The sequence below is a fragment of the Bacillus sp. FSL L8-0099 genome, from assembly GCF_038006385.1.
Taxonomy (GTDB): domain Bacteria; phylum Bacillota; class Bacilli; order Bacillales; family Bacillaceae_G; genus Bacillus_A; species Bacillus_A toyonensis.
Genome location: NZ_JBBOVC010000005.1, coordinates 47,398 through 61,918, shown reverse-complemented (window position 1 = coordinate 61,918; position 14,521 = coordinate 47,398). Strand labels below are relative to the sequence as shown.

The following is a 14,521-nucleotide window of genomic DNA, read 5'->3' as shown; positions in this document are numbered from 1 at the left end:
AAAAACTCACAATATTTATTTGTAAATTTTATACACAAAAGTTGTAATTATTTACATTTCAATTAAAAATCATCTATAGAGGTACAATTGTAACCCAGTTCCTTGGCAACCGCTTCACATGTAATTTCGCCGTTCAACGTGTTTACGCCAAGTTTTAAAGCTTCATTTTGGCGTATTGCTGTTTGTACACCTTTGTTTGCGATTTGTAATGCATATGGAATTGTTACATTTGTTAAAGCAATAGTGGATGTTCTTGGAACTGCACCAGGCATGTTCGCAACAGAATAGTGAAGCACCCCATATTTTTCAAAAGTTGGGTTATCATGTGTTGTTACATGGTCACATGTTTCTACAGCTCCACCTTGATCAATTGCTACATCCACGATTACAGAACCAGGCTTCATTGTTTTTACCATTTCTTCCGTGACAAGTTTAGGAGCTTTAGCACCAGGAATTAATACGGCACTAATTAAAAGGTCTGCTTCTTTTACTGTTTCCGCAATGTTGAATGGATTGGACATCAATGTTTTGATTTGTGTACCAAAAATGTCATCTAGTTGGCGCAAACGGTCTGCATTTAAATCAATGATTGTTACGTCTGCCCCAAGGCCAATCGCCATCTTCGCAGCATTTGTACCGACGATTCCCCCACCGATGATGGCAATTTTACCACGATTTACACCAGGTACTCCTGCAAGAAGAATACCTTTGCCACCGTTTGACTTTTGTAGAAATTGTGCTCCTATTTGGACAGACATGCGTCCAGCCACCTCACTCATTGGTGTAAGAAGAGGCCGTGTATGGTTTACTTCTACTGTTTCGTATGCAATGGCGGTAACTCTTTTATCTTTAAGGGCCTGAGCTAAATTAGGTTCAGCAGCCAAATGTAAGTATGTAAATAAAATTAAGCCTGGGCGAAAGTGGATATATTCGCTGGTAAGAGGTTCTTTTACTTTCATAATCATTTCTGAATGATTCCACACTTCAGTAGCATTATCAACAATTAAAGCACCAGCATATACATAGTCGACATTACTAAAGCCGCTACCAACACCAGCATTTTTTTCGACTAATACCTTATGACCAGCTTTCACAAACGGAATAACTCCTGCAGGCGTAAGCGCGACACGGTTTTCATTATTTTTTATTTCCTTTGGTACACCAATAATCATAAAATTTCCTCCCATTACTTAATCTTTTAGCTACCATATTTTAAGTATAGAGTATTAAAAATGTCTTTTCATTGTTGAGAAAAAACAAAAATACAGCATCCTTTTGTGGAATTCCACAAAAGAATGCTGTTACATAAATTTTTTTAACTTGAGATCCAAGTACAGAATCATTTTTTGGTTTGGATCTTTTAAATCAATCTCACTAATTTCATAAATACGCTTAAGTCTATAGCTAAGTGTATTAGCATGAATATTCAAAGCTTTAACTACCTCGCTAATATTACCGTCTTTATTTAAATAAGTTTCCAACGTTTCAACAAGGTTGCAATTATGCTTATGGTCATATTCATACAGCTTTTGCAACGTCTGGTTTTCATACTCTTCATGTTTTCTCTTCTCAAGTAAAAGATCAATCAATTGATATATACCCATATTTTGGTAAATGTGAATATTTAAAGTATCAGAAGGGAATTTTTCTTTAATAGATAAAACTGTTAGTGTCTCTTTGTAAGCTTTACTGATTTTTTGGTAGTCACTATATATACTGCTAAATGCTGGCTTGATAGATTTAATACCATATCGCTTTTCCATTTTATGCACAAAACTATCCGCAAAATCATTGATTTCATGAAAAGGACGCTTCACATTATCCAATGAAGTAAGAAGAATCAATTGATTACGATCAATTGTATAAAGTAAAACTTTCAAATGTTGACTTGTTTTTAACAAATAAGAAATTTGTTTTTCTCTTTCATTTGTGATTTTTTGTTCAAAATGGAATACGGCGACAGTAAATAAGGATGCTGGAGTTATTTGGAGCTGGTAGAAATTCTCCAAAACTTCTGCGTTTAACTGCATATGATTCGTTAGCAATTTCCAAAAAAATTCTTGCGATCGTTCTTCTTTTTGGTTTTTTCGGGCTTGAAGTTGCAACAGCTTACTCTTTACGGCCTCCGCGTATTTCTTTAGCAAGAGGCAATCTTGTTCAGTTAAAGATTTTTCAATTTCTAAAGCCCAAATGAATCCTAAAACGTCTTCTTTGTTCCAAATAGATATCGCGACTCTATTACCGAGACCAATATCATCGATTTTTTTTACACGAATAGGCTCCTGACTTTTTAATAAATCGGGAATAATTCCCTCTTTCCACAGGTTATTGATTACTTTTTCAGGTACGCGACGCCCCATAATAGTACCAATTCTCGCTGGGTCTGTCCTTTCATCATGGGTACTATATGCGAGAAGGCGATGATTTACATCCTCAATAGTAATCGGGCATTGCAAAATCTCACTAACTATATCAGCAAATTCCTCCAAACTATCGAAGGTAACTCTAAAAGAATCATGTTTCATATATGTCAAGGTTCCTCCATCCTAAGTTAATATAAATTTTCGTATTCACTGTAAGAAAAATATCCTTCTTGTAAATTAACAAAATGATATCATAATTTTATTAATCCTGTGCAAACAAATAAATTATATAAAGATTGAAATAGTTCTGGTGCAAATATAATCAAATTTGGAAAAAATTTAAAGATTTCATTAGGAATCCACTGTTATGCAATGAGACCACTTATTATTGTAATTTTTCTTAAGTATGTATTCATATTTTGTATATCCTCTCCAATTTTTCCCTTAATTAATTCTTGCCTTTCGTCTAAAATCATTTGTTTATTTCTTCTCAAACGATCTAGTGATTGAATATATAAAACATCTCCATTGCTCAGCATACGCTTCATAAGTTGATATTCAGGACGTTTAAAATCTTTTCCACTATTGATTTTTACTACTTACTCTAAGGTTCTGTTGCGATGTTAAAAAAGTAGAAACAGATATTGTTGAATGAGGAGAACCATTTAGGCAGTGACTAATAATTTGTGTAATTCCTTGTACGTCGAAAAAACGCAGTTTGGCTGTAAACTGCGGTCTCGTTTATATATAGCATGAATCGTTTCAATCCCTTTTAGCATTCGTGAAGCATGACGGATACTGTGGAATTCAGAAGGTTTAGAAAAGCACCGTTTTACATGTCGATGATCCCTTTTCATCTTTTTGAACGCACAAAGTAAGGCAGGCGCCTTGTCTGTAGTAAGAATCGTTGGTTCTCCAAAAGCTTTGATAAGTCGCTTCATAAACATATAAGCTGCTTGATGATCGCGTGTTTTTCGAAGTTGGAAATCAAGCGTATGTCCATCGCTATCAACGGCACGATATAGATATCGCCATTCACCTTTCACTTTAATGTAAGTCTCATCTAAATGCCAAGCATGGTGGGCAGTTTTGTTTTTCTTTTTTCAGATTTGATAGATCAGACTGCCATATTCATGAGCCTAACGCATGATTGTTGTTGGATGAACACCGAAACAATTCGGTATATTGTGTTTGTAATCCGTGTCCGAAGGCGATTCATCTCCCACCCATTGGGCTACGTCCTTCACATTCCTTAAGGTGGGAGTATTCTCACCTATTTAAGATAAATAACCCTTTTTATTGACCACTTTATGATTTAAAACTTTAGAGGCAATTCTTCTAATGACCTCATTAGATAGTTTTCTTTCCATCTTATTTGCTCTCTTTCACCTTGTATCTGTATGTTTGGCAAACGGTGTAAAAGTGTAGAAATTGCAACTTTTGCTTCTAAACGAGCGAGTGGTGCACCAAGACAAAAGTGACTACCATGACCAAATGCAATATGACGATTATTTTTTCTTGTAATATCAAATACATCCGCCTCTGGGAATACCCTTTCATCACGATTAGAAGATGCTACTGATATAATAATCCTATCTTTTGATTGAATATCTTGTCCATGCATTGTAAATGGTTCTGCTGTCCAACGTAAAGTCGTTAATTCAACAGGGCTATAAAACCGTAATGCCTCTTCAATTGCAAAATCGATTAAATTAAGATTTTGACGAAGTTTTTGTAACTGATCTGGGTGCTCCAGCAGGGCCAATGTCATATTTGTAATTAAATTCACCGTTGTTTCATGTCCAGCAACAATAAGCAACGTGATTGTCGAATATAACTCAGATACATTTAATTTCGTTCCTTCACTTTCCGCCTGTATTAGTGAACTGATTAAATCGTCAGCAGGTTTTTCTCTTTTTTTATTAACTAAATGCTGTATATATTCAGCAAATTCTCCTAATTCTTGATTATTTGTCTGCATGTCTTCTAACGTATGTGGAGTACTAATAATTGCCTGTGACCAAACTCTAAATTTATGCTGATCTTCAAGAGGTACACCCAACATTTCACTAATCACCATAATAGGTAAAGGGAAAGCATAATCACTTACAAGGTTTATAGAATTATTATGTTCTACTTTACTTAATAAAGTATCAGCAATATATTGAATTTGGCCTTCAAGTTGTATGATCATCTTAGGGGTAAATGCCTTTTGAGCAAGTAATCGTAGACGGTTGTGATCAGGAGGATCTGAGTTCAACATATGATTTCTTAACAGTTCCCTATTCTCTAATGAAATAGGTACGTCCACTTCTTCTTTGTTATCGAATACGTTTTCAATATTTTTCATTAATCTGGCATCTTTCAATAATGAGACTGCGTCCTCATATCTCGTAATCAACCAACTTTGACTCTTTTCTCCGGAAGATAAAGGATAAACAGGGCGAAATTCGCGCAATTCTTTATATATATCATATGATTCCTGTTTAAATATAGGAGAAGATAATTGTGATTCTGATGATAACTTGAGATTCAGCTCGTTTTTTGAAGACATCTATATTACCTCCATCTTTATAAATATCTAGGTAGCTGCAGCACCTAATTTGCATTATAACCCATGTCACTTTAATAAAGATAAGAATATTCCGATAAAATATTACTTTACTTGGTGAAATAAATAATTTAATCCTTAGATATTTACCTACTTTAATGTAATTAATATATACTAATGTTTTAAAAGTGCAATTAATTATAATTAGCATAAAATATATCCTAATGAAAACCCCTCTCCTAGTATCATAAAAGTACCGAGTAGAATAGTTGATTTAGGTGGTTCGACTTGCGACATGCCAAAAACCCGTGAATTTCCCCCTTACTTGAATGGGGAAAATCCCTCTTATATAAATATTTAAAGGTGTTTATCTCATGACAAGACTATATTTTTCTATGAAATAAGATATATGAGTCAGTGCTAATTAGAAAATTTAACTGTCATAACCTCTTCGTCATTAGGAAAAGTGAACGATCGTTTATAAAGGTACCATTTTCTATTTTTGATATTGCCCCCTCCTTTGTGAGTTTCAACAAAAAGATAATCCGTTTTTTTCCTTTCTGAACAATGAAGAAAAATTTTGAACATTCTATACTTTGGTTATAACAAAATAAATCAACGAATATTAAGTGGGAGAAAATCTAATGGTTATTTAGGTACCGAGGAAAATAATAAACAACGGAAATCGAGTTGTGCTTACACATACAGGGGTTATCTCATTTATGAAGCAATCTCCTCTTAAGAGCAGATTCTGAGGAGGGGCATACAAAGGAGATGGGTACATGAAACGGAATAGTTATCGTGACACATGGGTAGAAATTTTAATGGACAACATCCATCACAATTTTTTACAATTCAGGAGATATGTAAAGGACCAAAGGAAAATCATGGCTGTCGTCAAAGCGGACGGTTACGGACATGGCGCAGTTGAAATTGCGAGCTTCCTCATACAAGCAGGAGTGGATTATTTGGGTGTCGCTCTTTTAGATGAAGCTCTGCAGCTGCGGAATGCGGGTATCTCTAATCCGATTCTTGTTTTAGGGTATACGCCAGTGCGCTCGGTTAAAAAAGCGGTTACGGAAGACATTGCGCTAACCGTATTCTCCCACGAAGTATTGGATGAAATTATCATCCAATCTTCTGTATTACAAAAAACAGCTTCTATTCATTTAAAAGTTGATACAGGCATGTCCAGAATTGGAATTACTTCTGCGGAAGAAGTTTTGGAACTTGCACAAAAGGCGGTTACCTCTCCTTCTGTATATCTTGAGGGCATATTCACGCACTTTGCGAATGCGGACAGTAAAGACCCTACCTATACATACATACAGTTTCAGAGCTTTTTGGATGTAATTGAATTCTTAAAAAGCAACAATATTCATGTGCCAATCAGGCATTGTTGCAACAGTGCTGGAACAATGAATTTTCCTGACATGCATCTGGATATGGTGCGGATCGGTATTGCTTTATATGGCTTATACCCTAATGAAACGTTTAAAGGGCATCCTATCAAACTTAAGCAAGCTATAAATTTCAAAACGGAAATCGCAACTCTGAAAACTATTCCCGCCTTTCAATCAATCAGCTACGGCTGTACGTATAAACCCGAAAGAGAAAGTCTTATCGCAACACTTCCACTCGGTTATGCGGATGGTCTTTCACGCCTTCTTTCCAACCAGGGAATGGTTTTAACGCATGAGCAGTTATCCCCTATTGTCGGGCGTGTGTGCATGGATCAGTCGATGATTGAAGTGACGGATATTGAAGGCTGCCGTGTTGGTGATGAAGTAACTATTTTTGGATATAATGGCTCTTCGTTTCAATCTGTAGACGAGATTGCAAGGTTGATAGGGACTATTAATTACGAAGTGGTTTGTTTGATTGGAAAGCGGGTGCCGAGAATTTATGTAAAATCACAATAGCAAAAACTCTTTGCAGTCATTTTCAGACTATATTCCTTCGGATGAAGCACTATTTGTGTAATGGCCTATGTTTCATACAACTGTAGTATTTGAATTTTTTCATGATACAACAACCATAATAAAAAAGGCCACAATTCGTGGCCAATTCATTATGGTTGTTGAACTTGTCCTTCGGCAATAGGAGTTTTTTGTTGTTTTATTTCCTCTTCAATATTAAAATGGGACCACAAAGAAAGAGAAAGCAAAATTTTAACAAGATTATTTTTCTGAATTTTGAGTTTTGGATTTCTTAACTTATTGATTGATATGTTTGTTGCTTCTCCACTCTTTCTTTACTGTACCCTGTAGAAGAAAATAGCTTATCTTTATTAAAGTTGTTTTCTTCTGTAAAATTTGATGTACATTTTTTATCTATTTAAGATACCATTTTGGGTTCTGTTGCAAAGTTTTCCGAATGAGACTACACTCTAGAAAAAAGAGTAAGGAGAATCACAAATGCGATGTTTTAAAGGGAAACAGTTCAAGAAAGATATTATTTTAGTAGCCGTCGGCTACTATTGTCGTTTTTCTTTAAGCTATCGTGATGTCTCTGAAATTTTAAAAGAACGTGGTATTTCTGTTCATCCTACAACGATTATGCGCTGGGTTCATGAGTATGGGACTTTGATCTATCAGATTTGGAAAAAGAAAAATAAGCATGTGCAACGATCTTGGAAATTGGATGAGACCTATATTAAAGTCAAAGGAGAATGGTGTTACCTTTATCGTGCGATTGATAAAGAGGGGTACACCTTAGATATTCAACTTCGTAAAAAGCGAAATCATCAGGCAGCATATACCTTTATGAAAAGGCTAGTAAAAGTGTTTGGAGAACCAACGGTTCTCACTACAGATAAAGCACCGGCGTTACTTTGCGCATTTAACAAATTAAGAAGACAAGGATTTTATCAAACTACAATCCATTGTACAATCAAATATTTAAACAATCTTATTGAACAGGATCATAGACATATAAAGCGACGTCTAGCTAAATCCGCAGGATTTCAAAGTCTTCGCCATGCTTCACGTACCTTGAAAGGAATCGAAACAATTCATGCTATATATAAACGAAAACGAAGTTTGCGACCAAACTTCGTTTTTTCAACGTACGATGAATTACAGCGATTACTTGCTATTGTATAAAATTTAATTGTACATAACTTACCTTTTTGTCTGTTAAGAAACTTTGCAACAAAACCTTTTAAAAGATAAACATAGCAAGAAAGGATGTTTTTATGTCAGAGCAATATGAAGCTTTTTCTAATATTAAAGCAAGTGATAAATTCCAAGAGCGTCTTTACACGGTGGCAGGGTATTATATGCATTATTCTAAACAAAAATCTAATAATGCTTTTAAAAAAGTACATGTTAATTTCACTTTATTATTAGTTGAAGAAGAGTTATGTTTTTTGATTTCACTTTTAACTCCTGCTGAATTAGAACATTTTTATGAAACAGTAGATATTAAGTGGTCTGATAATGTTTTATTTGATGGGAATAGGCCTTATATGAAAGCAACAGAAGATATTAAATTAATAAATACAAAGGGGGAGTACAATGAAAATTAAGGAGATTGTAAGTAGTTTTTTAATGATGGGAGTATTATTTTCGGGATGTTCGGCAATTCAAGATTCAAATAATATAAAACAAACAAGTGGATCACAAGATGTTGCGCAAGTTATAGAGTTTCCATCAAATAAGTATCCAGAAACAGCGTCACATATTAAAGATGCGATTGCAAATGGCAAGACAGATATTTGTACAATTGATCGGGATGGAGCGGCGGAAAGGAGAAAACAATCATTAGCAAATGTTCCAACGAAAAAAGGATATGATCGAGATGAATATCCTATGGCCCTTTGTCGTGAAGGCGGTAAAGGGGCTGATATAAAATATATAAAACCAGCTGATAATCGCGGCGCAGGCTCATATATAGGTAATAAAGTGGATAAATTACCAGACGGGGCAAAAGTGAAAATTGTTGTAAAGTAAATTAGAAGATTGATTGCAATGGATATAATATTAAAGACCCCTATTTACAGAATTAATTGTAGGGGTCTTTAATAAAAGTTTCGATCAACTTAATACATATGGATTTGTTTTTGGCGGTTTAACTTTCCTTGCAAATTTAAATATTGAAGTTTTTCTTGTTTCTTCTCATCTATTACTATTTTTGAAGCTTTATAATTTATATCGGAAAAAATAGCTATATGTTTAATCCCGTCTTCAAACTTTTGCATAACTTCCTCAACAAGTGATTTATTATAAATCGTAATAGAAACTGAAGGAATTCGCTTTATATTATCTGTATCTGCTTTTTCAATCCAAGGAGAATAAAGTGAAATGCTATGGTATGGGAATGTTTCAGTTGGTTTGTTTATTGATCTAATTCGACCATGAAGGCAAATGGGATGATTTGGGAATTTAGAAAGGTAGTCGAAAGCCTCCCTAAAATTCTCGGTATCATAAAAAAATTTATTCCAATCAATCTTTTTGTTATGAAATTTTAATACTACAAGATTACGTAATTCTCTGTCTTGATCTTCAAGTTGAGTACGTAACTGCATAATTTTTTTCATAGATGCAAGGTAGGAAGAGAGCTTCCCTTTATTTTCATAAACTTTTTGAGGATTCTTTTGTTTGGCACCTGTTGGTACTAAAACACCACTAGCTACAGAGCTGTTTTTCTTTTTTTGTAAAGCGTTTTTAATAACATGTAGTCTAAATTCATACTTTCCATTTTCTAAGCTAGTTATTAAGTCTTCTGCACTTCTTGCAATTACTTTAACTTGACCAGCAGTGTTGAATTGGCAAGTTTCAATATGTTTTTCTTTACCAGCTAAGCGAAGAAATGCTCTTACTTTTATTGTTTTGTCATTATATTTACGTTCGAACTCATCCACAAAACTAAGTTGTTTACGACAATTTTCATCAGTACAATATAAATCAGTTTGTAAGGCTTCGTTTTCTTGAATCTCATCAATCCCGACAATTCTATTTAAAAAAGGATGATAAGCACTAGACATTTTAATTCCCATTTTAACCCTCCTATATAAATTGAGTGTTCTTTATTTTATAGTATCAAATATTTCAAGGAAGATAATGGATTATTTAAAAAAACAGCTGTTTTAAAGGGTGTTTAATACTTACCTATTGTCGAAAAAAATAAATATTAATTTCCAGAGAAACACTTGATTTAGGTAACTTAATTCGTTAAAATAAAGGTAACTTAAATCAAGAAAGGAGCTAAAATGCAAAAACATGGAGGTAAAAGAGAAGGCGCTGGTCGCCCATCTCTTGGAATTACTAAAAAAGTTTCCATCACTTTACCAGAAGAAGCCTGGAAACGTATTGAAGATAGCGAAAAATCCTATTCACAGTTTTTCAGGGATGTAACGCTAAAAGAATTAAAAAAGTAAAAGTGTATAAGAAAAAGCCCTTCCCAGGTCTGCCAACTTAGTAAGGACTTTTTCAAAACCTATAAACTTTGATTCAAGAAAGGATGAATTGTGTTGACAAAACCCTTTTTAAAAATCGAAAGTGGTGAGTTAATTTTAACACAACCCCACCACAAATTTAAATCCTCCAAAAAATTTTACTTATTTATTTCAGAAAATTACAAAAAGTTAAATCGTTATTTTGGTATTGAAGAGAATGTTTCCGATCAGATTTGGTTTTATGGTTTCTTTGCAACCTCAATTTTTATGATGCTTTTCACCTACTTATTTTCGGGTATCGTATATGGATTTTAGAGGGAAGCCATATAGAAGAAAGGGTATTTTAAAATAATCCCTCTAGAAAGGAGATAAACATTGATTCAATCAATAAAGAATACCATGCAATTTATTGGTTTGATCTTAATTAGTGCGTTGATTGCTGTCAGCTTAGTGAATTAGTCCTTTAAGAGAGAAAGGAGCAATCACATGGAAGATTACAAATGTAGAGCGTGTGGAAAGATTGCCGCGGAAGGATTTGCATTAGGAAGACTATGTTATTACTGCATTGAAGAAGTTGTAATTCACATAAAAAAACAAATAGAAGGCAAAGAAATTTCTTGTAGGCATGGAGATAATCAAACAATCGAAATCCTGGGAACAGATGAATCTATAACGGTTTGTCATGAGTGTGGAGAAGAAGTATAAAAGGGAGGCAAGAAAATGAAAATCGGTGTATCTGTATGGAGAGTTCTTTGCAAAGAAACAAAGTTGAAATTGCTTCAAAATGCTATGCAAGAGAGTAAAAGCCGCTTTACAAAACAATCCCTTTCCATTGCTATAAAGCAACAGAAAGGGGAAGTGTGATGAGTGATCGTATTGGTGAAAGGCACAAGAAATAAGATGCCTTCAAAAATATTTTAGCATGTTCATTTAAGAAATAAAGGGGGAACTTAATGTGATGAAAACAGTCCAATTGTTGAAAAGTGAAGAGTTTGAAATTGGTACAACGGATAAAAACGGGCACAAATTAAGACAGTCTGATTTTGTTGTCACACAAGATGATTTTGAAGGGATTAGTATTTGTCAAATTCTATACAACAGTATTGCAAAAGAGTTTGTGGCTATGAGTGATTCTAATTGGTGGATACCATATCATGATTTATCTGTTGCAACAGAAAGGCTAGATTATGTCATTGCAAAAGAGTTTTTGGGGCTAGAAACATGCGGTACATATTGGGGTAAGAATCGTACGCCATTTATTAGAATGCCGATTGAATATTTCAATCCTGTTGAGGAATCCACTTTTATTCTTGAAAAATTAGGGCGGCAATATGACGATCTATTGAGCGTAAAAGAAAATGGGTGCTGGTACCTAACAGTAAACAAGAAAATATATAGCGAAAAGCGTCTTGGGATAGCCGCTTGTTTAGCCGCTGTTGATACTGTAAGAAACAAGAAGTAGGGATTTGATTTTAAGGGAGAAATACAAATTATAAATAGGGGGAATTAAAATGTTACATGCAGTTATGCAAGAGCAAAATTACTGGAAAGGCCAGAAACAGAAATTCCGAAAAAATAATAAGAAGTTATTAATTTCATTAGAACCACATTTGCATGAAAGATTGGAAGAGTTCGCATTGTATAACGAAAATTTAGATCAAATTGCATCGGAGTTAGTAACAGAAGGTTTAGACTATATCTATATGGAGGATATACCTGTAAGGCAATCTCATGCTTTTCAGCATTTTGTAGAAATTGAATTATCACCATTTCAGCAAAAACTCTTACAACAATTGGCACTCAAACGAGGATGCTCAACAAGAAAAATGGCATATACAGTATTACATTTCATGCTCAAAACAAAGTAAAAGAATCCAATCATAAAAGAAGGATTCTTTCACCAGGTATTCGTTGGCAAATGACTTCACCTAAGGAATTGAGTCTCGTACACTCAATTCCTTTTTTATGTTATAAAAAAGAATGTAATTTGTCAAAAAGCATTTGTTATAGAATAACAAATGCTTTTTGTTGAACTTGAATTGAACACTTTCAGAAAGTATTTATATTGTTTGCCTTTTTCTCTTGAAAAAATGTACCCTCAATCACTAATTTTACCATAGAATATAGAAAATGTAGCGTTTTAATATCAAAAAACCTATTGGTTTTATATGGATTCTTTCTTTATAATAATGAAAGGTAGTTCCCGAATGTAGATAGGCTCTCATGCAAGAAAAGCAAGAGAGCCTATCTACATAAAAAAGGACAATTTATTTGGTGTAAGGGGTTTAATGACAGCTTGTTACTACAACCCGTTTTTATTTTAAAACAATTAATCAGAAAATTCAATCTAAAGTTTTTTCTCAATATGGCTTTTCATATTTTTGAATTATAATATAATTAATTCTTTTTATTTCTATATCTGTCTCTTATCTTCCTGTTATGAATCCTTATTGAATTAAGGATTCTTTTTTTATCTTCATTTTTTGATTTAATCGATATTTTCCCATTGCTTCATAAATTAATAGGTCTAATTTTTGACTAAAATCAATTACTTTTTTATGGCTAAATCCATATTTTTTTACAAGATAGCTCAATTCTTTTTTTTGATCTTCGATCATGTCATGTAATAATCACATATCCACTTTTTCCTTTAAACTCCTTTATAGGGGTCACCAAGCCAAGGTTTTGAAGTACACCCTAAATGAAAATTCTCTTTCTCGACAGTTTTTTATTTTGAGAATTCAGCTCATTTTTTTAGTTTTGGGTAACAATGAATTACTTATGTTGATAGACATGTATGATGCCACCTATAAAATAAAAAGAGATAAGAACACTGTTTAAGGTGTTTTATCTCTTTTTGAATCTACACTCGTAATCCCACGTATTTTAATGGGATTACAGATTACTTTTCAACAGGAATTATAAATGCCTTACCATAAATATATTGAACAGGAAAAAAACTATAGTTTAATTTTTTCGTAAATATTCATCATTTTCAGAATGTGTATATTCTAAGATATCTCCAGGTTGACAGTTTAAAACCCTACAAATTGCATCAAGTGTAGAAAAGCGAACAGCTTTTACTTTACCTGTTTTTAGATTGGATAAATTGACTACAGATATTCCCACAGCATCGGCTAATTCTCCCAATTGCATTTTCCTATCTGCTAATACCCGATCCAATCGTGTAATAATAGCCATAAAATAGCACCTCTCGTAAAACTTACAAAGTAGAATCATATTCTTTTTGCAAATATGCACCATATTTAAAAATATGAGACAAAAATAAAAGAAGAAATCCCATTATCATCATTTCAAAATTAAAATTAAGAGAAATTACAGTTTCAGACAAATGAAGTGTTCTTACAAATAAAAAACCCAAAATATTCATTAGTAATCCGACGATAAAACTATAAATAATAACTCCATAAGCCAAATATTGGATGTGTTTAATACAACTTTTAGAAAAGGGTTGTTTATTTCTTGTAAACTGTAAAATTCTTTTTATCTGTACAGTAAGGAATAATAATATTGTTAGGATTACTTCACCTATTATACAAGCATTTATAATCAATGTCCTAATTTGTGTGTCTTGAATATGATTTACATCAACTTTATAAGAAGAATCATTAAAGCTTAAATAAATAGTACCGCCTTTTGCAGTTAAAATGTCAAGTAAGGTATGGGGTTGAACTAATATTCCTCCAATCATCATACCTAAAACCAAAAACATTCCAATAATTACTGTCCAATAAAAAATGTTAAATAAACCTTGAAACAATTTTATTGTTTTTTCAAAACCAATAAAATCCTTAGATTGATTCATATTTTCACTCCATTTCTTTTTTATTAATATAGCACCATTTTCGTTGTTTATCATTATACGGTTAATGTTTATTGCTAATAACATAATGATAAACATTAACTAATTGATATGTAATTTTACATATCCAAATAAAGGGAATCAATATACAGAGCATGATTAAATTATATTAACAATATTAAAATCGGATTTATTCTTCTTCCAAATTAAAATAGTTATTTTTTAGCTAGATATATCAAGTTATAAGTATTTTCGTTAATTAAATGCTATTAAAATAGTGTTTTATCAGTATAATATTTTCTCTCATTTTAGTTCGTGATAATAGAATTAGTAAATGTAATCGACAAAATTCTACTATTTACGCGTTGAAAATTTAATGTTTTAAT

17 protein-coding genes and 2 pseudogenes are annotated in these 14,521 nt (G+C 33.0%); 10 read left to right on the top strand and 9 right to left on the bottom strand.

From position 1 onward, the window contains the following. Positions 1–62 precede the first annotated feature (62 nt). The 5 genes and pseudogenes from ald to MHH42_RS32055 form a co-directional block, all read right to left on the bottom strand. Positions 63–1,172, bottom strand: coding sequence for an alanine dehydrogenase (gene ald, locus MHH42_RS32075; protein ID WP_340895777.1), 1,110 nt, complete (start codon positions 1,170–1,172; stop codon positions 63–65). Positions 1,173–1,301: 129 nt separating this feature from the next. Continuing rightward, entirely contained in the window at positions 1,302–2,525 is a 1,224-nt protein-coding gene (locus MHH42_RS32070; RefSeq protein WP_340895776.1) for a PucR family transcriptional regulator, read from the bottom strand. 209 nt (positions 2,526–2,734) lie between these two features. Beyond that, positions 2,735–2,953 (bottom strand): annotated as a pseudogene (locus MHH42_RS32065) (recombinase family protein); the annotation flags it as partial. 75 nt (positions 2,954–3,028) lie between these two features. Then, a pseudogene (locus tag MHH42_RS32060) lies at positions 3,029–3,529 on the bottom strand (IS6 family transposase); the annotation flags it as partial. Positions 3,530–3,678: 149 nt separating this feature from the next. After that, positions 3,679–4,917: a cytochrome P450 family protein gene (locus tag MHH42_RS32055; RefSeq protein ID WP_340895773.1), complete on the bottom strand. Its 1,239-nt coding sequence runs from the start codon at positions 4,915–4,917 to the stop codon at positions 3,679–3,681. Positions 4,918–5,696: 779 nt separating this feature from the next. On the opposite strand from MHH42_RS32055, the gene alr reads away from it, so the two are divergent. From alr to MHH42_RS32035, 4 genes are all read left to right on the top strand, one after another. Continuing rightward, positions 5,697–6,836 (top strand): alanine racemase, encoded by a 1,140-nt coding sequence (gene alr, locus MHH42_RS32050; RefSeq protein ID WP_340895771.1) that lies wholly within the window; start codon positions 5,697–5,699, stop codon positions 6,834–6,836. A gap of 495 nt (positions 6,837–7,331) precedes the next feature. Further along, complete coding sequence (locus MHH42_RS32045) at positions 7,332–8,018, top strand: IS6 family transposase (protein WP_340895769.1); 687 nt, start codon at positions 7,332–7,334, stop codon at positions 8,016–8,018. A 92-nt stretch (positions 8,019–8,110) separates the two neighbouring features. Continuing rightward, entirely contained in the window at positions 8,111–8,443 is a 333-nt protein-coding gene (locus MHH42_RS32040) for a hypothetical protein (protein ID WP_340895768.1), read from the top strand. Continuing rightward, entirely contained in the window at positions 8,433–8,867 is a 435-nt protein-coding gene (locus tag MHH42_RS32035) for a NucA/NucB deoxyribonuclease domain-containing protein (RefSeq protein WP_340895767.1), read from the top strand. The genes MHH42_RS32040 and MHH42_RS32035 overlap by 11 nt, the downstream gene beginning before the upstream one ends. An 89-nt stretch (positions 8,868–8,956) precedes the next feature. Here MHH42_RS32035 and MHH42_RS32030 read toward each other — a convergent pair whose 3' ends face one another. Then, positions 8,957–9,913 (bottom strand): hypothetical protein, encoded by a 957-nt coding sequence (locus MHH42_RS32030; RefSeq protein ID WP_340895766.1) that lies wholly within the window; start codon positions 9,911–9,913, stop codon positions 8,957–8,959. A gap of 213 nt (positions 9,914–10,126) precedes the next feature. Between MHH42_RS32030 and MHH42_RS32025 the strand changes: the two genes are divergently transcribed. The 6 genes from MHH42_RS32025 (at position 10,127) to MHH42_RS32000 (ending at position 12,180) form a co-directional block, all read left to right on the top strand. Continuing rightward, positions 10,127–10,294 carry a hypothetical protein gene (locus MHH42_RS32025; RefSeq protein ID WP_001169068.1) on the top strand — a complete coding sequence of 56 codons (168 nt, stop codon included), beginning with the start codon at positions 10,127–10,129 and terminating at the stop codon, positions 10,292–10,294. Between the two features lie 90 nt (positions 10,295–10,384). Then, complete coding sequence (locus MHH42_RS32020) at positions 10,385–10,627, top strand: DUF3961 domain-containing protein (protein WP_340895765.1); 243 nt, start codon at positions 10,385–10,387, stop codon at positions 10,625–10,627. Positions 10,628–10,798: 171 nt separating this feature from the next. Next, on the top strand, positions 10,799–11,017 hold the full coding sequence (locus MHH42_RS32015) for a hypothetical protein (RefSeq protein WP_335465048.1): 219 nt from the start codon (positions 10,799–10,801) through the stop codon (positions 11,015–11,017). 15 nt (positions 11,018–11,032) lie between these two features. Next, entirely contained in the window at positions 11,033–11,176 is a 144-nt protein-coding gene (locus MHH42_RS32010) for a hypothetical protein (RefSeq protein ID WP_000690451.1), read from the top strand. 94 nt (positions 11,177–11,270) lie between these two features. Beyond that, on the top strand, positions 11,271–11,774 hold the full coding sequence (locus tag MHH42_RS32005; RefSeq protein WP_220779877.1) for a hypothetical protein: 504 nt from the start codon (positions 11,271–11,273) through the stop codon (positions 11,772–11,774). A gap of 49 nt (positions 11,775–11,823) precedes the next feature. Beyond that, the gene (locus MHH42_RS32000) at positions 11,824–12,180 is read left to right on the top strand and encodes a hypothetical protein (RefSeq protein WP_088080436.1); all 357 of its coding nucleotides are present in this window, start codon (positions 11,824–11,826) and stop codon (positions 12,178–12,180) included. Positions 12,181–12,759: 579 nt separating this feature from the next. On the opposite strand, the gene MHH42_RS31995 is transcribed toward MHH42_RS32000, so the two are convergent. The 3 genes from MHH42_RS31995 to MHH42_RS31985 form a co-directional block, all read right to left on the bottom strand. Continuing rightward, positions 12,760–12,930, bottom strand: a complete 171-nt coding sequence (locus tag MHH42_RS31995) for an aspartyl-phosphate phosphatase Spo0E family protein (protein ID WP_340895763.1) — start codon at positions 12,928–12,930, stop codon at positions 12,760–12,762. Between the two features lie 349 nt (positions 12,931–13,279). Further along, on the bottom strand, positions 13,280–13,513 hold the full coding sequence (locus MHH42_RS31990; protein WP_340895762.1) for a helix-turn-helix domain-containing protein: 234 nt from the start codon (positions 13,511–13,513) through the stop codon (positions 13,280–13,282). A gap of 22 nt (positions 13,514–13,535) precedes the next feature. Next, positions 13,536–14,138 (bottom strand): DUF2975 domain-containing protein, encoded by a 603-nt coding sequence (locus tag MHH42_RS31985; protein ID WP_340895761.1) that lies wholly within the window; start codon positions 14,136–14,138, stop codon positions 13,536–13,538. Positions 14,139–14,521 lie beyond the last annotated feature (383 nt).

Bases quoted from the DNA above. Each gene is read 5' to 3' on its own strand.
- ald (WP_340895777.1), bottom strand. From the start codon at position 1,172: ATGATTATTGGTGTACCAAAGGAAATAAAAAATAATGAAAACCGTGTC.
- MHH42_RS32070 (WP_340895776.1), bottom strand. From the start codon at position 2,525: ATGAAACATGATTCTTTTAGAGTTACCTTCGATAGTTTGGAGGAATTT.
- MHH42_RS32055 (WP_340895773.1), bottom strand. From the start codon at position 4,917: ATGTCTTCAAAAAACGAGCTGAATCTCAAGTTATCATCAGAATCACAA.
- alr (WP_340895771.1), top strand. From the start codon at position 5,697: ATGAAACGGAATAGTTATCGTGACACATGGGTAGAAATTTTAATGGAC.
- MHH42_RS32045 (WP_340895769.1), top strand. From the start codon at position 7,332: ATGCGATGTTTTAAAGGGAAACAGTTCAAGAAAGATATTATTTTAGTA.
- MHH42_RS32040 (WP_340895768.1), top strand. From the start codon at position 8,111: ATGTCAGAGCAATATGAAGCTTTTTCTAATATTAAAGCAAGTGATAAA.
- MHH42_RS32035 (WP_340895767.1), top strand. From the start codon at position 8,433: ATGAAAATTAAGGAGATTGTAAGTAGTTTTTTAATGATGGGAGTATTA.
- MHH42_RS32030 (WP_340895766.1), bottom strand. From the start codon at position 9,913: ATGGGAATTAAAATGTCTAGTGCTTATCATCCTTTTTTAAATAGAATT.
- MHH42_RS32025 (WP_001169068.1), top strand. From the start codon at position 10,127: ATGCAAAAACATGGAGGTAAAAGAGAAGGCGCTGGTCGCCCATCTCTT.
- MHH42_RS32015 (WP_335465048.1), top strand. From the start codon at position 10,799: ATGGAAGATTACAAATGTAGAGCGTGTGGAAAGATTGCCGCGGAAGGA.
- MHH42_RS32010 (WP_000690451.1), top strand. From the start codon at position 11,033: ATGAAAATCGGTGTATCTGTATGGAGAGTTCTTTGCAAAGAAACAAAG.
- MHH42_RS32005 (WP_220779877.1), top strand. From the start codon at position 11,271: ATGAAAACAGTCCAATTGTTGAAAAGTGAAGAGTTTGAAATTGGTACA.
- MHH42_RS32000 (WP_088080436.1), top strand. From the start codon at position 11,824: ATGTTACATGCAGTTATGCAAGAGCAAAATTACTGGAAAGGCCAGAAA.
- MHH42_RS31995 (WP_340895763.1), bottom strand. From the start codon at position 12,930: ATGATCGAAGATCAAAAAAAAGAATTGAGCTATCTTGTAAAAAAATAT.
- MHH42_RS31990 (WP_340895762.1), bottom strand. From the start codon at position 13,513: ATGGCTATTATTACACGATTGGATCGGGTATTAGCAGATAGGAAAATG.
- MHH42_RS31985 (WP_340895761.1), bottom strand. From the start codon at position 14,138: ATGAATCAATCTAAGGATTTTATTGGTTTTGAAAAAACAATAAAATTG.